At 40.7% G+C, this 15,866-nt stretch carries 16 protein-coding genes; 11 read left to right on the top strand and 5 right to left on the bottom strand.

The window, feature by feature from the left end; genetic code table 11:
- Window positions 1-59: 59 nt before the first annotated feature.
- From iscX to AC1M83_RS09970, 11 genes are all read left to right on the top strand, one after another.
- Complete coding sequence (iscX, locus tag AC1M83_RS10020; RefSeq protein WP_035265625.1) at window positions 60-260, top strand: Fe-S cluster assembly protein IscX; 201 nt, start codon at window positions 60-62, stop codon at window positions 258-260.
- Between the two features lie 109 nt (window positions 261-369).
- A complete protein-coding gene (gene ndk, locus AC1M83_RS10015; protein ID WP_035265623.1) occupies window positions 370-801 on the top strand; it encodes a nucleoside-diphosphate kinase in 432 nt (143 codons plus the stop codon).
- Between the two features lie 122 nt (window positions 802-923).
- A complete protein-coding gene (gene rlmN / locus AC1M83_RS10010; protein ID WP_481590567.1) occupies window positions 924-2,159 on the top strand; it encodes a dual-specificity RNA methyltransferase RlmN in 1,236 nt (411 codons plus the stop codon).
- Between the two features lie 56 nt (window positions 2,160-2,215).
- Window positions 2,216-3,016 (top strand): type IV pilus biogenesis/stability protein PilW, encoded by an 801-nt coding sequence (gene pilW, locus AC1M83_RS10005; RefSeq protein WP_179998933.1) that lies wholly within the window; start codon window positions 2,216-2,218, stop codon window positions 3,014-3,016.
- Complete coding sequence (locus AC1M83_RS10000) at window positions 3,007-3,807, top strand: helix-turn-helix domain-containing protein (protein ID WP_035265612.1); 801 nt, start codon at window positions 3,007-3,009, stop codon at window positions 3,805-3,807. The genes pilW and AC1M83_RS10000 overlap by 10 nt, the downstream gene beginning before the upstream one ends.
- 18 nt (window positions 3,808-3,825) lie before the next feature.
- Complete coding sequence (gene ispG / locus AC1M83_RS09995) at window positions 3,826-4,947, top strand: flavodoxin-dependent (E)-4-hydroxy-3-methylbut-2-enyl-diphosphate synthase (RefSeq protein WP_035265611.1); 1,122 nt, start codon at window positions 3,826-3,828, stop codon at window positions 4,945-4,947.
- A 3-nt stretch (window positions 4,948-4,950) separates the two neighbouring features.
- On the top strand, window positions 4,951-6,246 hold the full coding sequence (gene hisS, locus AC1M83_RS09990; RefSeq protein ID WP_035265610.1) for a histidine--tRNA ligase: 1,296 nt from the start codon (window positions 4,951-4,953) through the stop codon (window positions 6,244-6,246).
- A gap of 29 nt (window positions 6,247-6,275) precedes the next feature.
- Window positions 6,276-6,977 carry a YfgM family protein gene (locus tag AC1M83_RS09985; protein WP_035265609.1) on the top strand — a complete coding sequence of 234 codons (702 nt, stop codon included), beginning with the start codon at window positions 6,276-6,278 and terminating at the stop codon, window positions 6,975-6,977.
- Complete coding sequence (gene bamB / locus AC1M83_RS09980; protein ID WP_092767625.1) at window positions 6,977-8,125, top strand: outer membrane protein assembly factor BamB; 1,149 nt, start codon at window positions 6,977-6,979, stop codon at window positions 8,123-8,125. Before AC1M83_RS09985 ends, bamB begins: the two co-directional genes overlap by 1 nt.
- Window positions 8,126-8,295: 170 nt before the next feature.
- Window positions 8,296-9,708, top strand: a complete 1,413-nt coding sequence (gene der, locus AC1M83_RS09975; protein WP_035265604.1) for a ribosome biogenesis GTPase Der — start codon at window positions 8,296-8,298, stop codon at window positions 9,706-9,708.
- 98 nt (window positions 9,709-9,806) lie between these two features.
- A complete protein-coding gene (locus AC1M83_RS09970; RefSeq protein WP_481590566.1) occupies window positions 9,807-10,451 on the top strand; it encodes a 4'-phosphopantetheinyl transferase family protein in 645 nt (214 codons plus the stop codon).
- Between the two features lie 38 nt (window positions 10,452-10,489).
- Here the strand turns inward: AC1M83_RS09970 and secF are convergent, their stop codons facing one another.
- The 5 genes from secF to AC1M83_RS09945 form a co-directional block, all read right to left on the bottom strand.
- Window positions 10,490-11,467, bottom strand: a complete 978-nt coding sequence (secF, locus tag AC1M83_RS09965) for a protein translocase subunit SecF (protein WP_481587236.1) — start codon at window positions 11,465-11,467, stop codon at window positions 10,490-10,492.
- 7 nt (window positions 11,468-11,474) lie between these two features.
- Window positions 11,475-13,376 (bottom strand): protein translocase subunit SecD, encoded by a 1,902-nt coding sequence (gene secD / locus AC1M83_RS09960; RefSeq protein ID WP_035265600.1) that lies wholly within the window; start codon window positions 13,374-13,376, stop codon window positions 11,475-11,477.
- 53 nt (window positions 13,377-13,429) lie between these two features.
- Window positions 13,430-13,759: a preprotein translocase subunit YajC gene (gene yajC, locus AC1M83_RS09955; RefSeq protein WP_035265599.1), complete on the bottom strand. Its 330-nt coding sequence runs from the start codon at window positions 13,757-13,759 to the stop codon at window positions 13,430-13,432.
- Between the two features lie 97 nt (window positions 13,760-13,856).
- A complete protein-coding gene (gene tgt, locus AC1M83_RS09950; protein ID WP_035265598.1) occupies window positions 13,857-14,987 on the bottom strand; it encodes a tRNA guanosine(34) transglycosylase Tgt in 1,131 nt (376 codons plus the stop codon).
- Between the two features lie 285 nt (window positions 14,988-15,272).
- The gene (locus AC1M83_RS09945; RefSeq protein WP_481590565.1) at window positions 15,273-15,842 is read right to left on the bottom strand and encodes a LemA family protein; all 570 of its coding nucleotides are present in this window, start codon (window positions 15,840-15,842) and stop codon (window positions 15,273-15,275) included.
- Window positions 15,843-15,866 lie beyond the last annotated feature (24 nt).

Here is a 15,866-nt window from a genome sequence, read left to right as displayed (position 1 = left end):
TGATTTGCTTTTTGCTAAAATTAAGCCATGAATTCACCAAAGATGATTTAGGAATAAGTATGGGTTTACGTTGGACAGACACCCTTGATATCGCAATTGAACTGTATGAAGCCCATCCAGATGTAGATCCACAATGGATCCGTTTTACTGATCTTCATGCATGGGTTTGTGCGCTTCCAGAGTTCGAAGATGATCCAAACAAATCAACAGAAGGATTGTTAGAAGCAATTCAAATGGCTTGGATTGACGAAGCTCGATAATTCATCGATCGAAAAAAACCATTTTTTTACACGCGAAAAGCAGATAATCGCGCATTATTCGGTATAATGCGCCAAAATTTTCATGTCAATTTGACTAAAGGAGCCAATCATGGCTATTGAACGTACTTTATCTATCGTTAAACCAGATGCAGTTGCTAAAAACCACATCGGTGACATTTTTGCTCGTTTCGAAAAAGCTGGTCTTAAAATCGTTGCGACTAAAATGAAACATTTAACTCAAGCTGAAGCTGAAGGCTTCTATGCTGAGCACAAAGAACGTGGTTTCTTTGCTGACCTCGTTGCGTTCATGACTTCTGGTCCAGTTGTTGTATCAGTTCTTGAAGGTGAAAACGCAGTTCTTGCTCACCGTGACATCCTTGGCGCTACTAACCCTAAAGAAGCTGCTCCAGGTACAATCCGCGCTGACTTCGCTGTAAGCATCGACGAAAATGCTGCTCACGGTTCTGACTCTGTAGCATCTGCTGATCGTGAAGTTAACTACTTCTTCGCTCAAACTGAGATCGCTCCACGTACTCGTTAATTCGCAGTATTCAAACCAGATAAGTGCTATACTGCTTATCTGGTTTTTTTATTTCTGAAAGATTTTATTGCTTGAAAATTGAGCATGTTCTTTTATCCCACATTATGGTTTAGGTAATACTCATGAATTCTGAAGTTGTCGCTTCATCCGTCAATTTAGATGAACAACAGCCCACTACTGTTCAAGTACAGCAGGCTGATACTGTACAGAAAGTGAATTTACTTGGCCTGTCACGTCCGCAAATGGAAAAATTCTTTGAGGATATGGGGGAGAAAAAGTTCCGTGCGGGTCAGGTGATGAAATGGATTCATCAGTTCTTCGTTACTGATTTTGCTGAAATGACTAATATTTCAGGGAAATTACGTGAAAAACTTGAAAAGATTTGTGAAATTAAAGCACCAGAAGTCGTGCATAAAAACTATTCTAAAGATGGAACACGTAAGTGGGTGTTCCGTGTAGGTGATGGTGCGGGTTCTTTGGTTGAAACAGTACTGATTCCTGCTGAGGATAAAACAGGTTCGCGTAAAACCTTATGTATTTCATCACAAGTCGGTTGTGCTTTGGACTGTTCGTTCTGTTCAACAGGAAAACAAGGTTTCCAGCGCGATTTAACACAGGCTGAAATTGTTGGTCAGTTGTGGATGGCGAACTATTCCTATATGGAAGATGTGCCAGTTGCTGAGCGTGAGCGCTCTGTGACCAACGTGGTAATGATGGGTATGGGCGAACCATTGTTGAACTATGATGCTGTGCTTAACTCAATGCGTATCATGCTTGATGATTTCGCCTATGGAATGTCTAAACGCCGTGTCACATTGTCAACGTCAGGGGTTGTACCGAAGATAGATCAATTGGCTCAAGACATTGATGTGGCGCTTGCAATTTCATTGCATGCAACCAATGATGAGTTACGTAACGAATTAGTGCCGATTAATAAAAAATATCCGTTAGAACAACTCATTGCAGCGTGTCAGCGTTACGTCACTAAAGATGGTAATGAAAGTGCACGTAAGCATGTCACAATTGAATATGTCATGTTAGACGGGGTCAACGATCATCCTGAACATGCACAGCAGATGATTAAGTTGTTAAAAAATTTACCAAGTAAAATTAACTTGATTCCATTTAATCCATTCCCACATGCACCATACGGGCGTTCGAGCCGAAATCGCATCATTTCTTTCCAAAAAACTTTGTCTGATGCTGGTTTTGTGTGTACGATTCGTCAGACACGTGGGGATGATATTGACGCAGCTTGTGGTCAATTGGTTGGTCAAGTGGCTGACCGTACTCGTCGTGCAGAACAATGGAAGAAAAAAGTGCTAGAACGTAATGAAATTATGCGTTCACAAGGCTAGTTGTATCATTTAGATGTGAATGATTAAAAAGAGGGAGGCATCATTTGAGCAAGCCGATGTATAAAAAAATAGTCATGACGATGACAGTCGCTTTATCTGGATTGCTTTTCTTTGGATGCCAAACTACCAGTGGCGATACGAGCAAAAAGGATCCTGAGAAATCAGTGAAAGTTCGTACCCAAATGGCGGCTGAATATATTCGGAATGGGAATTTAGATGCTGCCAAACGTGTGCTTGATCAGGCATTAGAGGTTAATTCGCGCGATTCAACTGCAAATATGATGATGGGGGTGTTGCTTCAGCAAGAAGGAAGTGACATCAACATGCAACGTGCAGATCATTATTTTTCTCGTGCGATATCAATTGATCCTAAAAATGCGCAAGCACGTAACAACTATGGTACGTATTTGTATCAAGTGAAACGATATAATGATGCTGTTAAACAGCTTTCAATTGCAGGCGCAACGCTTGGATATGACCAACGTCATCGTGCATTAGAAAACCTTGGACGGATTTATCTCATTCTAGGGGATATACCGAATGCTGAAAAAACGTTCAAACAAGCACTGCAAGTCAATCGTGACTCGACTGTTTCAATGATAGAGTTAGCAGAGATATTTTATCTGCAAAAGAATAATATTGCCGCGCGTCAGCTATATGAGCAATTTGTACTCAAAGTTGGCCAGCAAAATCAAGGTGCGCGAGCACTCTGGATTGGTTTACGTATCGCACGTGCCAATGGTGATAGAACGGGAATGTATGTGCTGGTGAATCAGTTGCGTACTTTATTTCCAAATAGTCAAGAATTTCAACGTTATTTGCAATTACAGTTCAATACTGAGGCCGTATGGAAGTAAATCCTAATTCACAGCAACCTACTGGTTCAAACGTAGCACCTAATGCTTTAGGAAATATTCAACGCCCTGGCGAGTATTTGCGTCAAATCCGTATTTCTCAACAACGTGATCTGGTCAAAGTTGCTGGTGATTTGAAAATGCCAGTAAAAACGCTTGAAGCGTTAGAGCAAGACGAATACAAATCTTTGCCAGAAGCGACTTTCATTAAGGGATACTATCGTTCGTATGCGAAGTATCTCAAAGTTGATGCCTCTGCTTTGATTCAACGTTTTGATGAAATCTATCAAAATGATACAGGTTTACTGCCAAATCATGCTTTGAACAATTCTCCAATTAAAATTATGGGGAAACTTCCTGGCTCGAAAAGTGTACGTAACCGCAAGTGGATTAAACGCATCGTGATTGCGTTAATTATTTTGGGCGTGGCTTGGCTATTAATCTCCGCAATCCAAAAATGGGCGGCTAAAGGCGATTCGTCAAATACTGATACGAATCAATCCAACAATGTCCAAATTCTGACCTTAAACAATGGTACAGGCACAACTGAAGCAGTATCAGGCGATACGATGAATCTCAGTTTTAGCCGCCCTACATCAGTACACATTGTGGACAGTACGGGTAAAGTTTTAGCAACTGGACGCCAATCAACTGCGATTAGTTTGAATGGACAGTCTCCATTCCAAATTCGATTAGATGATGCTCAAGCCGTTTCATTAAGTTTAAATAATGAAAATATTTCATTGTCACCATATACCGTAAACGGAAAAGCTGAATTCCGTTTATCACGTTAATGGGTTAAAGGTAAAACGATGATCGAGAATCCGATTCGACGCAAACCAACACGTAAAATTCGCGTAGGTTCTGTGTATGTGGGGGGCGATGCGCCAATCAGTATTCAAAGCATGACCAATACTGAAACTTGTGATGTAGCTGCAACAGTTGCACAAATTCAACGTTGTGTGGATGCTGGCGCAGATATTATGCGTGTGTCTGTACCGAGTATGGAAGCCGCTGCTGCTTTTGGAGAAATCCGTAAACAAGTGCAAGTTCCACTCGTTGCCGATATCCATTTTGACTATAAAATTGCTTTGGCTGTTGCAGATTTGGGTGCAGATTGTCTGCGTATCAACCCAGGGAATATCGGTTCAGAAGCAAAAATTCGCGAAGTGGTTGCTGCGGCTCGTCACAACGATATTTCAATGCGAATTGGTGTCAATGCAGGCTCTCTCGAAAAAGATATTCAAAAGAAATATGGGGAGCCAACAGGTCAAGCTTTGCTTGAGTCAGCAATGCGTCATATTGATATTTTAGATCGTTTGGATTTCCAAGAGTTTAAAGTGTCAGTGAAAGCATCGAATGTCTTTTTGACGATGGATGCTTATCGCTTGTTGTCAAAACAAATTGACAACCCGTTACATTTAGGAGTGACTGAAGCTGGAATTTACCGTACTGGTTCGGTGAAGTCGGCAATTGCACTGGGCGGATTGTTAATGGAAGGCATTGGCGACACCATGCGAATTTCATTAGCAGCGGAACCTGAGGAAGAAATCAAAATTGGTTTTGATATTCTTAAATCTTTGGGCTTACGTTCAAATGGTATTAACTTTATTGCTTGCCCAAGTTGTTCACGTCAAGAATTTAATGTCATCAAAGTGATGCAAATGCTTGAAGAGCGTTTGGAAGATGTACGTACTCCAATGGATGTTTCTGTCATCGGATGTAAAGTCAACGGTCCTGGTGAAGCTAAAGAAGCTGATATTGGTGTAGTGGGTGCAAGTCCACGTTCACTGGTGTATCGTAATGGTGAAAAGAGTCATTTAATTGACACAAATCAATTAGTTGACGAAATCGAAAATATGGTTCGTCAACGTGTTAACGAGCTTGAAAAAGCTAAATCAAAAGAGATTATTCGCACAGGTTTTTCTGAGTAGATCATGAGTTCAATCGTCGCAATCAAAGGTTTTAATGACATTCTCCCAACGCAAACCCCAGCTTGGAGACGTCTTGAACAGCATCTGTCTGGTTTGATGGATGCCTATGGCTATCAACAAATTCGTTTGCCGATGGTTGAACAGACAAACTTGTTCAAGCGTTCTATTGGTGATGCAACGGATATCGTTGAAAAAGAGATGTATACGTTTTTAGATAAAGGTAATCCTCCTGAGTCTTTGACCTTACGTCCTGAAGGTACTGCGGGTTGTGTACGTGCTATGCTCGAACATAATTTGCTTCGTGGTGCGACACCGCGTGTTTGGTATATTGGACCGATGTTCCGTTATGAAAAACCGCAAAAAGGTCGTTACCGTCAATTTCATCAATTTGGTGTGGAAACGTTTGGTGTTGCAACTCCTGATCAAGATGCTGAACTGATTTTGATGACTGCGCGTCTGTGGAAACGGATGGGTGTTGCGGACAAAGTTCAATTAGAGCTCAATACTTTAGGTGAGTCAGATGAGCGTGCAGCTTATCGCGCAGCCTTGGTTGAGTTTTTAGAATCACATAAGTCAGATTTAGATGAAGATTCGCAGCGTCGTTTAACGACGAATCCACTGCGTATTTTGGACTCTAAAGATGCAAAAACTCAAAGCATTTTAGAAAATGCGCCTAAACTTCATGACTTTATGGGTGAAGAGACGCTGGCACATTTCCAACAATTACAGCAATATCTAACCGATGCAGGTATTTCATTTGTCATTAACCAAAAGTTGGTTCGTGGCTTGGATTACTATAATAAAACTGTATTTGAATGGACGACGACACATCTGGGTTCACAGGGTACGGTTTGCGCTGGTGGTCGTTATGATGGTTTAGTGGGTCAGTTAAAAGGTAAACCAGATCAATCGGTTCCTGCGGTTGGTTTTGCAATGGGTATTGAGCGTTTATTGCTTCTTTTAGAACAAGTAGAAGACAATATACCAGTACGTGATTGTGAAGTATTTTTACTTGCAGATCCTGCGACGCAAGGTAAAGCTTTAGTTTTGGCTGAGCAAATTCGAGATCAACTTGAAGCTGCAAGTAGTTCAGTGCGTCTGAAAGTTGGCTCTCAAGGCTCGATGAAAAGTCAAATGAAAAAAGCGGATCAGTCTGGTGCAATTTATGCCTTAATCTTTGGTGAGCGTGAAGCTGAGGTGCAACAACTTTCAGTCAAAGAGTTGGCTACAGCAGAGCAGACACAAGTAGCGGTCAATGACATTGTGCCGTTCATCATTGATAAACTATCTTCAAAATAAATTTAAGAACATAAGGAAAGGGCGATCATATGAGCGCAATGACTGACGAAGAACAACTGCATACAGCAAAGTCGTTTTTTAAGAAATATGGATCGGCGTTGATTACGCTGATTCTTCTTGCCCTGATCGCCTTTTTCGGATGGGAATATTGGAAGAAGAAAAACGTAGCAGAAGATCAAATACAGACTGCTAAAGTACAGCTCTTAGTTGATGAAGCGAAAGCTGCAACAACTGATCCTAAAGTAGCGACTGCTTTGGATGGAACTGCAGAAAAAATTGTAAAAGAAAATCCTGATTCGATTCATGCGGTTCAAACGCAATTTGTAATGGCAAAATTGGCTTATGATCAAGAGAATTATGCCAAAGCTGAACGTGAATTGAAAAAAATTGAAAATGCTCAAATCAAAGATGAAGGTTTACAACACATCATTAAGCTTCGTTTAGCAGATGCTCAACTGGCACAAAAAAAATATGATGAGGCTTTAAAAACATTGTCTGGTTTGACTTTGCCCGCTTTCAAAACAACTGTAGATGAAGCACGTGGCGATATTTATATTGCTAAGAATGATATTGAAAATGCGAAAAAAGCTTATCAGAGCGCGTGGGATAACTTAATTGCAACTAAACAAGAACGCCAAATCTTACAAATTAAACTCGAAAGTGTTGGCATATTAGTAGAAGATCCTGAAATTGAGCGCCCAATTTTAGATATACAAACGGATGAGTCTTAATGGATAGAAAGTATAAAATTTCTTTTGTTCTAGCGACATTGTCGTGTGCACTAATGGCGTGTACAAGCAATACGGTGAAAGAAGAAAAGGTGAAACCTAATCCGTTGCCTAAAATTCAGCAATCGGTGAGCTTAGCACCTATTTTTTCACATAACGTTTCAGCGACGGATGCTGCTGATCCATTGCGTTTGAGAATGGCGAATGATCAAGGTGTTTTATACTTTTTAGATCCTAAGGGACAGGTTTCTGCATATCAAGGTAAGCAGCGTGTCTGGGAAAAACAAGTTACAAAGCTTGGTTTAAGTTCAGGTGTTGAAGCGGCCAATGGGTTAGTGATCGTCGGCAACAAGAAAGGTCAACTGTTTGCTCTCGATCAAAAAACGGGTGATATCCGTTGGACGGCGCAATTAAGTGGTGCAATTTTGAGTGCGGCGCTTATTCAGACTGGTCGAGTGATCGTTGTTGCAAATGATGGTACGGTGTTTGGTCTGGATGAAAAAACAGGTCAACAAGTGTGGACCTATCGTATGCCAAACGAACAATTGAGCTTACGCGGTCAAGCTTCACCTGTGCGCTTAGACCCACGAACAGTGTTAGTGGCCTCGTCAAATGCATACGTGTACGCAATTGATAGTCTCACTGGAACTTTGCGTATGCAAAGACGTGTGGCAGTCAGCGATGGTCGTTCTGATATACAGCGTTTAGTTGATGTGGATGCAGATCCAATCGTTGCAGGACAATTGGTTGTAACCACCAGCTATCAAGGCCAAGTCACTGTACTAGATCTAGTTTCGCAACGTGTGATTTGGAGTGAAGATGCAAGCAGTATTAATCGTGCTGAAGTTGCAGGTCGCCAAGTCTTCGTCACGCAAACAGATGGTAAAATTGTATCGTTTGATCTGGTGACGGGTCAGCCGTTATGGACTAATGATCAATTGCTTAACCGTCAATTAAGCAACCCCGTAATGTTAGGTCAGTATTTAGTGGTAGGTGATTATGAGGGGGTACTCCACCTTGTAGATCCTAAAAATGGTCAACTTGTTGGTCGTGAAAAAACGCGTGGTGAAGTACGTTCGTTACGTGTAGTAAACAATCAGCTTTACTCAGTGACACGTACAGGCGCACTTACAATTTGGCAGAATCGTTAATTTTTTCTCTGCTTATGGTAAACTAGTCGCTGAATACATATTTTAAGTTCGGGGTGTTGAATTGTCAGACCCCGACATTTTTATTTTTAAGTAGATGATTCGTCTAACTTCTTCCACAGTTTCTGATGTTCAGGCCAATTGAGTTGGCTGATCTTGTTAAAGGTTAATCTATGAAACCCGTTATTGCGCTCATTGGTCGTCCGAACGTCGGAAAATCAACGCTGTTTAACCAGATTACCAAAAGTCGTGACGCGCTTGTTGCAGACTTTGCCGGTCTTACTCGTGACCGTAAATATGGTGATGCAGTATACCAAAATAAATCATTTATCGTTGTAGATACTGGCGGTATCGGTGAAAACGAAGGTGGGATCGACTCTTACATGGCAGAGCAGTCTAAAACTGCGATTCATGAAGCAGATATGATTATCTTTGTTGTCGATGCACGTGCAGGTCTTCTAGCATCTGATGAACAGATTGCGCGTGAGTTACGTACACTCGGTAAAAAAGTATTTTTAGTTGCCAACAAAGTTGATGGTGTTCATGCAGAGGCAGCATTGGTTGAGTTCTTTAAGTTGGGTATGGGTGAACCGATGCAAGTGGCTGCAAGCCATGGGCGTGGTGTTCAACAAATGCTCGAAGAAGTACTTGAAGATGTACCAGAAGATGACCTAAGTGAACAGCGTGATGAAGATACTGGGCTCCGTCTAGCGATTATCGGTCGTCCGAACGTAGGTAAGTCAACATTAGTTAATCGCCTGTTAGGTGAAGAACGTGTCGTTGCTTTTGACCAGCCTGGTACTACACGTGACTCAATTTACATCCCATTTGAGCGTGATGGTCGAAAATATACGCTCATTGACACTGCTGGTGTTCGTCGTAAAGGCAAAGTGGATGAAATGATTGAGAAATTCTCAATCGTAAAGACTTTACAAGCAATGAAAGATGCCAACGTTGTTGTTGTTGTTGTTGATGCGCGTGAAGGTATTGTTGAGCAAGACTTGCATTTGATTGGATATGCGATTGAAGCTGGTCGTGCGATGGTGATTGCGATCAATAAATGGGACAATATGTCAGAATATGATCGCAAACAATGTAAATTGGATGTTGAGCGTCGTTTTGACTTTATTCCATGGGCAAAAATCCATTTAATTTCTGCTTTGCATGGTACAGGTGTGGGTGAGCTTTATCCTTCAATCCACCGTGCATATGAATCTTCACGTTTGAAAGTATCTCCAGCGAAAATCACTGAGATCTTAAAAGATGCAACAGACGCGCATCATCCACCTAAAGTTCAAGGCCGTGCAATTAAAATGCGTTATGCGCATATCGGTGGTCAAAACCCGCCTACGATTGTGATTCACGGTAATAAAGTTGATAAAACCCCAGCTGACTATCGTCGTTACTTAGAAAACGTGTTCCGTAAAGTGTATAAACTAGAGGGTACACCTGTAAAAATTGAATTTAAAACTTCAGAGAACCCATTTGAAGGTCGTAAATCTCAAATTGACGAGCGTACTGCGGCACGTAAACGTCGTTATGTACAGAAGTTTAAGAAAGCCGAGAAGAAGTTCAAACGCGGTTAATCAATTGTAAATTTAGTCCAGAAAGCCCAAATGTGAAGTTTGGGCTTTTTTTATCATGCGAATAAATTAAGATAAATGGAATCACTGAGAACGTTATTATGACCCGTCATATTCAAATTGATATTTCTAAAATTTCTTCTTTTTTTCAAGTTCCTGAAAATCTAACACGTACTGAAGAAATCAGTCTTAGAAAAAAAATGATTCACCAATATCGTAACTGCTTACTAGGAAGTAAATTAAATAAAACAATAAAAAATGAGGATATTGACCAAACGAAAGATGGAAAACCTTTTTTGAAAAAAATCTCAAACTTTGAGTTTAACCATAGTCATAGTCAACATTATTATGCTTTAGTTACATCACATCATATTCGAGATTTGGGTGTGGATATTGAGGAGCTGAATCGATCAATTCGATTCGAAGCTTTAGCCAAACATGCATTTCATCCACTGGAATATGCGATATGGACAGAATTGGATTTTGATTCTCGCTATTGGTTTAAAGTCTGGACCATTAAGGAAGCAATTTTGAAGGCACATGGGATGGGAATCCGTATGAGCTTAAATGAGTTGAATACCAATGCCCATACCACACACATGGGTGGGGTTTGTGAGCATCCAGTCTTAGGGGGATTTGCGTATCAGAATTTTGAAATCATGGATTGTATGCTGACAGTCGCATGGCGAAGTGAATACTCTTGCCGTGGTTTTGCAATTCCTCAAATTCAAATCACTCAACATTAAAAAAGCCCATCATTTGATGGGCTTTTTGTATTGAATGTTTATTGAGGAATTTCTTCTTCCTCTTCAAATTCAGGTTTTACTTGAACAATAAAGTCTTGGCGGTTCAGACCACGCCACAATGCAAATGCAGTACCGATATAAATCGAAGAATATGTTCCGACAAAAACACCGACAAACATTGCAATCGAGAACCATTTCAAACCATCGCCGCCCATGATCATCATAGCAACGACCACAAGCAATAGCGTCATCGAAGTGTGGATGGTACGACGTAAGGTTTCAGTCAATGCAATATTGATGATCTCAAGAGGTTCTGCCCCACGAATTTTACGGAAGTTCTCACGAATACGATCCGAGACAACAATATTATCGTTTAATGAGAAACCAATAATCGCTAGAAGAGCAGCTAAAACGGTTAGGTCAAATGGCCATTGCATGAGGGCGAAAATCCCAAGTGTTACCACAATATCGTGGAACAAAGAGAGTACGGCACCCATTGCCAACTTGAATTCGAAGCGAATCGTCACATAAATCAGCATGATAATCAGAGCCAAAGCCACAGCACCTGCTGATTTAATGTAAAGTTCGTTTCCGACTTGACCACCAACAACATCTACCTTAGGTACAGTCACGGTATTATTGTCTAATTGAACTGCGGTGGTAATTGCTTTGGTTAGATCTTCCGCTTCAATATCTTCTTGTACGGGCATACGAACCATTAAATCTCGTTCAGAACCTAAGGTTTGAACAACAGCATCATTAAAACCCGCATCACTTAATGCTTGCGTCACTTCAGAGGGTTTTACAGGATTGGCATAATTCAATTCAGCTGCAACACCGCCAGTAAAGTCTAATCCTAAATTCAGACCTTTAGTCGCGATAAAGAAGATACTTGCAATAGTCAGGATGATTGAAAGCCAAGCTGCTGGCTTTGCAATCTTCATGAAAGGAATTACGCGTTCGTTGTCTGGACGGCCGTATTGTTTTGATTCGAGTTGAGTATTTTCAGTCATGATAGATCTCCTAAATGCTCAACTTTTTCAAGTTACGTTTTTTACCGTAAATGATCTGTACAATTGCACGGGTTACTGTAATCGCAGTAAACATCGAGCAAACAATACCAATCATGAGTGTCACGGCAAATCCTTTGATCGGACCAGTACCAATGGCAAAGAGGATAAATGCAACAAGGAATGTGGTTAAGTTCGAGTCAAAGATGGTGTTATAAGCTCGATCATAACCTGCAACAATCGCCTGTTTAGGCGATGCTCCCCATTTGATTTCCTCGCGTATTCGCTCGCAAATTAGAACGTTTGCATCCACCGCCATACCGATGGTAATAACGATACCTGCAATACCTGGCAGCGTTAATGAAGCACCGATCCAAGACATAACCGTCAAGATCATGGCTAAGTTGAATACTAGAGCGAAGTTCGCAATGACACCGAATAAGCGGAAGAATACCACCATCCAAATTGCGACCAAGATGAATCCAATTTGAGTGGATAGTACACCCTTATCGATGTTTTCTTGACCTAGGCTTGGACCGATAACACGCTCTTCAACAAAGTACATTGGCGCAGCGAGTGCACCTGCACGAAGCATTAAAGCTAGTTCAGCCGCTTCTTGAGGTGAATCTAAACCGGTAATACGGAACTGAGAACCTAATACTGCTTGAATATTTGCTGCATTAATGACGACAGACTCAGTATATGGTGTGCGTACTTCAGTTTGTGCGCCTGTTTCAGGATCTTCGACATAACTGATACGTTGTTTATTCTCGATGAACAGTACCGCCATACGCTTACCAACAGCGCTACGAGTAGCATCTGACATTAACTTACCACCTGCATTATCAAGGGTAATGTTAACTTCTGCTGTACCACTATCTTGTCCAAAGCCTGAAGAAGCATTTTGTACACGCTCACCCGTCAGAATACGATTACGGTTAAGTAAAAGTTCACGACCACTGTCTAAAGATTCATAGGCGAATACTTCTGTCCCTGGAGGTAAGGGTTGACCATTATATTTCCCTGAATAAGGATCAATATATTGATCATTTAGATCAGACACCAAACGGAATTCTAAGTTTGCTGTACGACCTAAGATACGTTTTGCTTCAGCGGTGTCTTGGACACCTGGTAATTCAACCACAATACGGTTGCTACCTTGGGTTTGAACCAATGCTTCTGCAACACCAAGTTCATTAATACGATTACGAAGTGTTGTTAAGTTTTGATCTAACGCATACGACTGAATTTCTTGCTTTGTGGTATCTGTATAGGTTAAACGAAGACTGGCACCATTTTCAGTTGCAAGTGCTTGTTGAGTATATTTATTGCCGTTACGACGAAGTTGATCCATCGCTGCTGCACGATCTTCATTGTTAGCAAATTGAACAGTGATCGCATTGTTATTCAATGAAAGACTATTGAATTTGATCTTGTTCTCACGGAATTCGCGTCGCAAATCAGCAGCCGATGTTTCCATGCGCTGCGCAATCGCTTTGTCCATATCCACCTCAAGGAGGAAGTGGACACCACCACGCAAATCAAGACCAAGTTTCATTGGTCGTGCACCGATTTTCTGTAACCATTCAGGTGTTGTTGGTGCGAGGTTTAATGCAACAACATAGTTTTCACCCAGACCTTCACGTAGGATATCTTTTGCTTTTAATTGGGCTTCAGAACTGTCTAAACGTAGAAGGGCAGCATTTTGAGTAAAGCTGTTATTGTGGGATTGGATATTGTTGCTTTTTAATAGTTGCTCTGCTTTTTGAATCACTGTGTCATCAATGACAGAACCAGCTTTTGCACCAGAAATTTGGACAGCTGGTTCATCAGGATACAAACTTGGCAGGGCATATAATGTACTCACGACTAGTACAACTAGAATGAGTAAATATTTCCATGCTGGGTAACGCATTCGCTTTCTTCTTAAAATGAAAAAAGTCGTGCAGCTGCACGACTATTTTATAATTAAAGGTTATTTAGAGTGCCTTCAGGTAATACTGAAATCACACTTGCACGCTGAATTTTAACTTCGTTGCCACGGTTTAATTCAACCACAGCGAAATCACCTTCGAGTTTAGTAATACGGCCCATTAAACCGCCTGCAAAAACGATTTCGCTGCCAACGCCTAAGCTCTCAACCAAAGTGCGATGTTCTTTCGCACGTTTTGCTTGAGGACGCCAAATTAAGAAGTAGAAAATTGCAATGAATACTGCAATCATCAATAAGTTAGCAACTAAGCTTGGTTGTTGTGCAGCTTCACCAGCTGCGTGTGCAGTCGAAATAAAAAGGCTCATTTCATTTTCCTAAACTAAAAATATCAAAAAAGATGATAAAAAATCGGCTTGTTCAGCAATTTACATTGTCTTTTTGCTCAGCGCAAATACTGATGTATTAATCTTGCGGACAAGGGGGTACTTCAAGCCCACGGCGTGCATAAAAATCGTGAACAAAATCATCAAATGTTCCGTTATCTAATGCATCACGCATCATTTCTGCTAAACGCAAGTAATAACGAAGGTTATGAATTGTGCCAAGCATTGATGCAAGCATCTCACCACATTTTTCTAAATGGTATAGATACGAACGGGTAAAGTTGGTACAGGTGTAACAATCGCAATGCGGATCAAGTGGGCTTTGATCATGGCGGTATTTCGCATTTCGTATACGCACTAAACCGTCCGTAACAAAATAATGTCCATTACGTGCGTTACGAGTTGGCATTACACAGTCAAACATGTCTACACCACGACGAACAGCTTCAACGATGTCTTCTGGTTTGCCAACACCCATTAAATAACGTGGTTTATCCGCAGGCATTTGCTCTGGAAGATAATCAAGGACTTTGATCATCTCTTCTTTTGGCTCGCCTACAGAAAGACCGCCAATCGCATAACCATCAAAACCGATTTCTTTTAATCCATTTAGTGATTCTTGGCGGAGGTCTTCATACATGCCGCCTTGAATAATACCAAACAGAGCATTGCGGTTTTTTAACACATCATGATGTTGAGTCTTACAACGCTTTGCCCAACGCAATGAAAGTTGTAGAGATTTCTGAGCTTCTTCGTGAGTCGCTGGATAAGGTGTACATTCATCAAAAATCATCACGATATCTGAATTCAATGTATGTTGAATATCCATCGAAATTTCAGGAGAAAGAAAGACTTTAGAGCCATCAATTGGAGAGCGGAATGTTACGCCGTCTTCTTTGATACTACGCATTGCGCCTAAGCTAAATACTTGGAAGCCACCAGAGTCAGTCAAAATTGGTTTATTCCATTTCATAAAACCATGTAGACCACCGTGCTCACGAATGACATCTAGGCCAGGGCGTAGATATAAATGAAAGGTATTCCCTAAAATGACCTGTGATTTAATTTCTTCAATATCACGTGGGAGCATGCCTTTAACAGTGCCGTAAGTTCCGACAGGCATAAACATCGGTGTTTCAACGACACCATGTTCCAAGGTTAAGCGTCCGCGTCGAGCGCGACCAGACTGACCTAATTTTTCAAACTTCATAAATTGTCCAAATCGAGGCGAAAAAACAGTTCGCTGATTGATAGCGATAAAGCACTCTATTTTCCTAGATTCGCGCAGTTTATGCTAGAAAAATTACATTATTCTTAACGACTTGGATTTTTGTTTATGAAAAATTACAAGAGATTCATGATCTTGCTAAACAATGAAGATATCTGCTTGTTTTTCGACCAGCTATACAGTTTTTAGCGTACCTTAATATGAATAAATCGTAATGGATAAACAACGTGATTCTCTAAGATATTGCCACTTTTTAAGGTGGAATCCTTATTTGAAATTAGGGCGATAATCAAAATTTTGTTGCGCTTGATGATCGGTAAATGGGCGAATAGGTTTCTTTGCGAGGCTGATACTGTTGATTAAGTTATTTGGAAAAATTTGAATCAAGTTATTAAACTCTTCGACATTTCGATTGAATATTGAAATTGCAGCACTGACATTTTCATTTTGCTCTTGAATGTCATGCATCATTTGGTTGTAAAGCTGATCAGCTTTGAGATCTGGATAATTCTCAACAACCACATTTAAACTTTTCATTAACGACTGACTTAGCGCTTCAATATGCTGAAGCTGAGCTACATCAGTTGATTGTGTATTGAGATTTAGGATTTGTTGGCGTAAGGCTGTGATATTTTCTAATGTTGATTTTTCAAACTCAGTGTATTGAGATAAATTTTGCTCAAGATGCTCTAATGTTTTAATTTTCTGACGTTCAAAATTTGCGACATCTGACCAAGCACGCTGAGAAGCATTCAAATATCGAACGATATTATTTCGAACCCATATTCCCCAAACAACAATCAAAACAAAGATGGAAAGAAAAATGAATAAGCCCACACGCATTACCTAATATGATCGTTA

It is taken from the genome of Acinetobacter sp. 25-47-130 (genome assembly GCF_056779705.1).
Note: the sequence above shows the minus strand (reverse complement) of the source record. Positions and strands in the feature narration are given on the sequence as shown.

Excerpts from the sequence above, each read along its gene's own strand:
- der (WP_035265604.1), top strand. The coding sequence starts at position 8,296 with ATGAAACCCGTTATTGCGCTCATTGGTCGTCCGAACGTCGGAAAATCA.
- AC1M83_RS09970 (WP_481590566.1), top strand. The coding sequence starts at position 9,807 with ATGACCCGTCATATTCAAATTGATATTTCTAAAATTTCTTCTTTTTTT.
- ndk (WP_035265623.1), top strand. The coding sequence starts at position 370 with ATGGCTATTGAACGTACTTTATCTATCGTTAAACCAGATGCAGTTGCT.
- secD (WP_035265600.1), bottom strand. The coding sequence starts at position 13,376 with ATGCGTTACCCAGCATGGAAATATTTACTCATTCTAGTTGTACTAGTC.
- hisS (WP_035265610.1), top strand. The coding sequence starts at position 4,951 with ATGAGTTCAATCGTCGCAATCAAAGGTTTTAATGACATTCTCCCAACG.
- yajC (WP_035265599.1), bottom strand. The coding sequence starts at position 13,759 with ATGAGCCTTTTTATTTCGACTGCACACGCAGCTGGTGAAGCTGCACAA.
- bamB (WP_092767625.1), top strand. The coding sequence starts at position 6,977 with ATGGATAGAAAGTATAAAATTTCTTTTGTTCTAGCGACATTGTCGTGT.
- AC1M83_RS10000 (WP_035265612.1), top strand. The coding sequence starts at position 3,007 with ATGGAAGTAAATCCTAATTCACAGCAACCTACTGGTTCAAACGTAGCA.
- tgt (WP_035265598.1), bottom strand. The coding sequence starts at position 14,987 with ATGAAGTTTGAAAAATTAGGTCAGTCTGGTCGCGCTCGACGCGGACGC.
- pilW (WP_179998933.1), top strand. The coding sequence starts at position 2,216 with ATGTATAAAAAAATAGTCATGACGATGACAGTCGCTTTATCTGGATTG.
- iscX (WP_035265625.1), top strand. The coding sequence starts at position 60 with ATGGGTTTACGTTGGACAGACACCCTTGATATCGCAATTGAACTGTAT.
- rlmN (WP_481590567.1), top strand. The coding sequence starts at position 924 with ATGAATTCTGAAGTTGTCGCTTCATCCGTCAATTTAGATGAACAACAG.
- AC1M83_RS09985 (WP_035265609.1), top strand. The coding sequence starts at position 6,276 with ATGAGCGCAATGACTGACGAAGAACAACTGCATACAGCAAAGTCGTTT.
- ispG (WP_035265611.1), top strand. The coding sequence starts at position 3,826 with ATGATCGAGAATCCGATTCGACGCAAACCAACACGTAAAATTCGCGTA.